This window comes from Fibrobacter sp., assembly GCF_045601785.1.
Lineage (GTDB): Bacteria > Fibrobacterota > Fibrobacteria > Fibrobacterales > Fibrobacteraceae > Fibrobacter.
This window is the reverse complement of record NZ_JAZSAF010000017.1, coordinates 1-5622: the sequence shown is the minus strand read 5'-3', so window position 1 is coordinate 5622 and position 5622 is coordinate 1. Positions and strand designations below refer to the sequence as shown.

General features: G+C 54.2%; 13 protein-coding genes and 1 pseudogene. All 14 read right to left on the bottom strand.

The window, feature by feature from the left end; translation table 11 throughout:
• A partial coding sequence (locus tag ACKI61_RS03060) for a KOW motif-containing protein (protein ID WP_407456331.1) occupies window positions 1–147 on the bottom strand: 147 nt, incomplete at its 3' end.
• A complete protein-coding gene (gene rplN / locus ACKI61_RS03055; RefSeq protein WP_295682589.1) occupies window positions 147–515 on the bottom strand; it encodes a 50S ribosomal protein L14 in 369 nt (122 codons plus the stop codon). The genes rplN and ACKI61_RS03060, both read right to left, overlap by 1 nt.
• Window positions 516–536: 21 nt before the next feature.
• Complete coding sequence (gene rpsQ / locus ACKI61_RS03050; protein ID WP_407456330.1) at window positions 537–791, bottom strand: 30S ribosomal protein S17; 255 nt, start codon at window positions 789–791, stop codon at window positions 537–539.
• A gap of 18 nt (window positions 792–809) precedes the next feature.
• Entirely contained in the window at window positions 810–1001 is a 192-nt protein-coding gene (gene rpmC / locus ACKI61_RS03045; RefSeq protein ID WP_407456329.1) for a 50S ribosomal protein L29, read from the bottom strand.
• On the bottom strand, window positions 1001–1414 hold the full coding sequence (gene rplP / locus ACKI61_RS03040) for a 50S ribosomal protein L16 (RefSeq protein ID WP_072980630.1): 414 nt from the start codon (window positions 1412–1414) through the stop codon (window positions 1001–1003). Before rplP ends, rpmC begins: the two co-directional genes overlap by 1 nt.
• A gap of 1 nt (window position 1415) precedes the next feature.
• Window positions 1416–2075 carry a 30S ribosomal protein S3 gene (gene rpsC / locus ACKI61_RS03035; protein ID WP_407456328.1) on the bottom strand — a complete coding sequence of 220 codons (660 nt, stop codon included), beginning with the start codon at window positions 2073–2075 and terminating at the stop codon, window positions 1416–1418.
• A 5-nt stretch (window positions 2076–2080) separates the two neighbouring features.
• Window positions 2081–2428 (bottom strand): 50S ribosomal protein L22, encoded by a 348-nt coding sequence (rplV, locus tag ACKI61_RS03030; protein ID WP_072799941.1) that lies wholly within the window; start codon window positions 2426–2428, stop codon window positions 2081–2083.
• Window positions 2428–2712 (bottom strand): 30S ribosomal protein S19, encoded by a 285-nt coding sequence (rpsS, locus tag ACKI61_RS03025; RefSeq protein WP_072980626.1) that lies wholly within the window; start codon window positions 2710–2712, stop codon window positions 2428–2430. The genes rplV and rpsS overlap by 1 nt, the downstream gene beginning before the upstream one ends.
• 3 nt (window positions 2713–2715) lie before the next feature.
• The gene (rplB, locus tag ACKI61_RS03020) at window positions 2716–3546 is read right to left on the bottom strand and encodes a 50S ribosomal protein L2 (protein ID WP_407456327.1); all 831 of its coding nucleotides are present in this window, start codon (window positions 3544–3546) and stop codon (window positions 2716–2718) included.
• Window positions 3547–3548: 2 nt separating this feature from the next.
• Entirely contained in the window at window positions 3549–3857 is a 309-nt protein-coding gene (gene rplW, locus ACKI61_RS03015) for a 50S ribosomal protein L23 (protein ID WP_407456326.1), read from the bottom strand.
• Window positions 3857–4477, bottom strand: coding sequence for a 50S ribosomal protein L4 (gene rplD, locus ACKI61_RS03010; RefSeq protein WP_073057022.1), 621 nt, complete (start codon window positions 4475–4477; stop codon window positions 3857–3859). The genes rplW and rplD overlap by 1 nt, the downstream gene beginning before the upstream one ends.
• Complete coding sequence (gene rplC, locus ACKI61_RS03005; protein WP_072980618.1) at window positions 4477–5094, bottom strand: 50S ribosomal protein L3; 618 nt, start codon at window positions 5092–5094, stop codon at window positions 4477–4479. The genes rplD and rplC overlap by 1 nt, the downstream gene beginning before the upstream one ends.
• A gap of 5 nt (window positions 5095–5099) precedes the next feature.
• A complete protein-coding gene (gene rpsJ, locus ACKI61_RS03000) occupies window positions 5100–5408 on the bottom strand; it encodes a 30S ribosomal protein S10 (protein WP_088626645.1) in 309 nt (102 codons plus the stop codon).
• A 9-nt stretch (window positions 5409–5417) separates the two neighbouring features.
• Window positions 5418–5622, bottom strand: a pseudogene (gene tuf / locus ACKI61_RS02995) (elongation factor Tu); the annotation flags it as partial.

The window sequence follows — 5622 nt, the reverse complement described above, 5'->3', positions numbered from 1 at the left end:
GGTCTGGGAGGGCTTTTCGTGGCGCTTGCGGACGTTCACGCCCGAAACGGTCACCTTGCCACCCTTGACACTGATCACGGTGCCGGTCTTGCCCTTGTTGGCACCGGAAATCACCTTGACGTTATCATTCTTCTTGATGTTTGCCATTAGAGAACCTCAGGTGCGAGGGAGATGATCTTCATGTATTTCTTGTCACGGAGCTCACGAGCCACCGGTCCAAAAATACGGGTTCCACGGGGTTCGCCATCCTTAGTGATGAGAACCACGGCATTGTCCGAGAAACGGATGAACGTTCCATCCGGACGGGAGATTTCCTTGCGTGTGCGAACGACGACGGCGTCAGCTACGGAACCCTTCTTCACCTTGCTCTGGGGGATAGCGTCTTTAACGGCTACCTTGATGACATCACCGATGCTGGCATAGCGACGGTTGGTGCCACCCAAAACGCGGATGCAGGCGACTTCCTTGGCTCCACTGTTATCGGCCACGACGAGTCTGGTTTCTTCTTGAATCATATTCGCCTTACTCCAAAACGATTATTTCTTCTTAGCTACAATGCGGACGAGGCGCCAGCGCTTCGTTGCAGAGAGCGGACGAGTTTCCATGATTTCCACCAGGTCGCCTTCTTGGGCTTCATTCTTTTCATCGTGAGCCTTGAGCTTCTTGGTGGTGGTCATGATCTTGTTGTACACCGGGTGACGCTTACGGTTTTCAACTACGACGGTGATGGTCTTGTCCATCTTGTCAGAGCTGACGACACCCTGTCTTACCTTACGAAGGTTTCTATCCATTTCCTGCTCCTGCCCGGCTTATGCCTTGGCCTTTTCGGTGAGGATGGTCTTGACCCTAGCGATATCCTTGCGGGTACCCCGGATCAAAGAGGGTTTTTCCAAGTTACCGAGCTTAGCAGCCATACGGTAATTGAACAAATCGAGATTCAACTGAGCCAGTTTTTCCTTGAGCTGGTCAACGCCCAGTTCTTTCAATTCACGTGCTTTCATTAGATCTCCGATTCTTCGATGATTTTGCACTTGAGGGGGAGCTTCTGTGCTGCGACATGGAGAGCTTCCATGGCGAGTTCACGTTCGACACCACCCATTTCGAAAATGATGCGACCCGGGAGGATAACGGCTGCCCAGAATTCGACGGCGCCCTTACCCTTACCCATACGGGCTTCAGCGGGGTGACGGGTTACCGGCTTGTCGGGGAAGACGCGGATCCAGACGCGGCCACCGCGCTTGATCTTACGGGTCATGGCGATACGAGCGGCTTCAATCTGACGAGCAGTCAGCCAGCACTTTTCAAGAGCCTGAATGCCGAATTCGCCGAAGGCGATGGAGTTGCCGCGGGAGGCAATGCCCTTCATGCGGCCTTTCATCTGCTTACGATGTAATGTTCTTTTAGGACTCAGCATATTACTTCTCTCTCTTGTTGTCGTTCATGACGTCCTTGCCAATCTTTTCGCCGTGCATGATCCAGACCTTGATACCGATGGCACCATAGACGGTCTTGGCGATAGCAGTAGCGTAATCGATGTCGGCACGGAGAGTGTGCAGAGGCACGCGGCCTTCGGCATACTTTTCGACGCGGGCGATTTCGGCACCACCGAGGCGGCCACCGCACTGCACCTTGATTCCTTCAACACCACCGCGCATTGCGCTCTGGATGGCGCGCTTCATGGCGCGACGGAAGGAAATACGCTTTTCGAGCTGACGAGCGATGTTTTCGGCAACCAGCTTGGCATCCGTTTCGGGACGCTTGATTTCCTGGACGTTAATATAGATTTCTTTACCGGTGATGAACTGGAGTTCGCTCTTGAGCTTTTCCAATTCTTCGCCCTTACGGCCAATCACGATACCCGGACGGGCAGTAAAGAGGTTCACATTCACCTTCTTGACGGTGCGTTCGATGCCGACCTTGGAAAGGGAGGCATGTTCGAAGCGCTTCATCAGGTAGCGGCGAAGCGTAATGTCTTCATAAAGAAGATCGGCAAACTTGTCTTCGGCATACCACTTGGATTCCCAGCCGCGGATAACGCCAAGACGAAGACCATTCGGATGAGTTTTCTGACCCATTTTAATTACTCCTTGTTGGCCACAACGACTGTGATGTGGGAGAGCGGCTTTTCGATACGGAAAGCACGGCCCTGGGAACGGGGGTGGATACGCTTCATGATGGTACCACCGTCGGCAGTGATGGTCTTGACGACCAGCTCTTCGGCGGCAACGGCACCAGCGGCCTTCTGCTTGAAGTTAGCGACAGCGGACTTCAGAGCATTTTCGACCAGCGGAGCACCCTTGGTCTGCGTGTGGAGAATAGAAAGCATTGCGAATGCTTCTGCAACGGACTTGCCGCGAACCAGGTCGACAACGCGACGGAGCTTGCGAACGCCGTAACGGACGTTTTTCACTTTAGCAACAGCTTGCATTATTTCTTTCCTCCAGCGGCGGTTTCAGTCTTACGGTGACCGCGGAAAGTGCGGGTCATGGAGAATTCACCCAGCTTGTGGCCGACCATGTTTTCGGTCACGTAGACGGGGATGAACTGCTTGCCGTTATAGACGGAGAACGTAAGTCCGACCATATCAGGAATGATGGTGGAACGACGGGACCAGGTCTTGATAGCCTGTTTCTTGTCGGAACCGGCCATCGCCTGGGCTTTGCTCAAAACGTGGGAATCCACGAAAGCGCCTTTTTTAAGGGATCTGGACATGAATTAGGCCCTCTTCTGACGACGACGTACGATAAACTTATCGGTACGCTTATTGTTACGAGTTTTGGCACCCTTAGAGTTCTTGCCCCAAGGAGAGCACGGATGACGACCACCAGAGGTACGACCTTCACCACCACCAAGGGGGTGATCGACCGGGTTCATAACGACACCACGGACGGACGGGCGAATACCGAGCCAGCGAGAGCGGCCAGCAGAACCCGAGGATTCATTCATGTGATCGATATTGGAAACCTGACCGACGACTGCGAGGCAATCTTCCGGAATGTAGCGAACTTCGCCACTCGGGAGCTTGACCTGGCAGAGCTTTCCGTCCTTGGCAACCAGTTCTGCACCGGCACCGGCGGAACGGGCGATCTGGGCGCCCTTGCCCGGTTTCATTTCGATGTTGTGGATAATGGTGTTCAGCGGAATATCGCGGAGCGGAATTGCGTTACCGACACGGAATTCGGCGCCTTCGCCAGAATTCAGCACATCACCGACCTTGACATCGTTCGGGGCGATGATGTAGCAGCGCTTGCCGTTCAGGTACTTGACCAGAGCGATACGGGCTGTACGGTTCGGATCGTATTCGATCGTTTCAACGGTGCAGGGGATGCCTGCGAACTTGCGCTTGAAATCGATGATACGATACAGCTTCTTGTGACCACCACCGCGACGGCGGGAGGTGATTTCACCGGCGTTGTTACGGCCGGAGCTACGCTTGATGCCTTCGGTGAGCGGCTTGTACGGCTTGTCCGCAGTGATTTCCTTGCGGTCACCAATCTGCTTGTAGCGCAGCGTCGGGGTAAGCGGGCGATAAGACTTCAGACCCATGATTATACTCCTTCGAACTCGGCAATCTTTTGCCCGGCCTTAAGCGTGATGTAGGCCTTCTTCCAGTTGGACTTCTTGCCGGCGACCATGCCCATACGAACGCGCTTCATCTTGCCGCGGTTGATAAGGGTATTGACGGAATCGACCTTCACATTGAAACGCTTTTCGATGGCGTCCTTGATTTCGGTCTTCGTTGCGGTCTTGGCAACCTTGAATACATACTTGTGCACGTCATTGCGAGAAGCAGCCATCAGACGGGCAGTAGCTTCGGTAATGTGCGGTGCAACGAGGATTTCGTGAAGTTCACTCATTAGCGGCCTCCTTCCAGTTCGGCGAGAGCTGCCTGGGAGATGACGACGTTGTTTGCGCGAACGATGTCGTAGGTGTTGACATCGGCAACGCGTGCGCAACGGCACCAAGGAATGTTGTTAGAAGACAGGTAAAGGTTCTTGTCAGCTTCGCTCACGAGGAAGAGAGCGTTACGCTGTTCGAGACCGGCCTTGTTGAGGACGGCGAGGAGATCCTTGGTCTTCGGGGCGTTGAAAGCGAGAGCTTCGAACACCTGCACCTTGCCTTCGGCTGCCTTAGCAGCGAGAGCAGAGCGGAAAGCGATCTTCTTGACCTTCTTGTTCACCTTTTCAAAGTAGTCATGGGACTTCGGACCATGAGCCTTGGCACCACGAACCCACACTGCAGAGGTGTTCTGGCCGGAACGAGCGCGGCCGGTACCCTTCTGCTTCCAGGGCTTCTGACCACCACCGCTAACGGCGGACTTGTTCTTGGTCTGGGCAGTGCCCTGACGGTTGTTGTTCAGGATAGCCTTGATATGCAAGTACATGCAGACCTTGTTGACTTCCTGATCGAACATGGCCGGGAGCTGAATATCATTCTTAAAATCGCCTGTAGCGGCGAAAAGCTTTGCTGTAGCCATTAGTCTTTCCTCACCACGATGATGCTGTTCTTTGCACCGGGAACTGCGCCACGGACAAAGATCAGGTTGCGGTCGCCGTCAACCTTGACGACCTGGAGGTGCTTCACGGTCACTTTCTTGTTACCGAACTGACCGGCCATACGCTTGCCCGGGAAAACTCGGCCCGGATAAGAGTGAGCGGACGTACCACCCGGTTCGCGCATGTTGTGCGTACCGTGAGAACGAGGACCGCTGTGGAAGTTATGGCGCTTGATGGTACCGGAGAAGCCGTGACCCTTGGAGAGGCCAGAGACATTCACCATCTTCACATCGGCGAAGTCAGCTGCACCGAATTCCTTGCCAACCGGCCAGGCTTCGAGATCAGCGACATCGAATTCAGCGAGGTGTTCACGAACAGCGACATCAGCCTTCTTGAAGTGGCCGATTTCAGCCTTGTTGGCGCGCTGTTCTTTCTTGAGACCAAAGCCGATCTGGACAGCAGTGTAGCCGTCCTTCTCTTCTGTCTTATGGCAAACGACCACGCACGGACCGGCTTCGAGAACCGTTACAGGAACGCGTTCGCCCTGTTCCGTGAACACTTGGGTCATTCCCAATTTCTTTGCGAGAATACCGTTCATTGTTATTAAACCTTAATTTCGACTTCAACGCCTGCCGGCAAGTCAAGTTTCATGAGGGAATCAACAGTCTGCGGCGTAGCATCAAGGATGTCGATAAGACGCTTGTGCGTACGGGATTCGAACTGTTCACGGGAAGTCTTGTCGATATGCGGAGAGCGAATCACCGTATACTTCTGGATCTTCGTCGGAAGAGGGATGGGGCCGGCAATGCGTGCCCCAGTGTTCTTAGCTGTATTCACGATGTCTTGAGCGGAGCGGTCGATCATACGATGGTCGAAGCTCTTCAAGCGAATACGAATGCGTTCACCAGCCATGATAATTCCTTACTTGATGATTTCGGTTACGGAGCCAGCGCCAACGGTACGGCCACCTTCGCGGATTGCGAAACGGAGCTGCTTTTCCATTGCCACCGGGGCGATCAGGTTCACGTGGATGGTCACGGTGTCACCCGGAGTCACCATTTCGACACCTTCCGGCAGCTGGATCGTGCCAGTCACGTCGGTGGTGCGGAAGTAGAACTGAGGACGG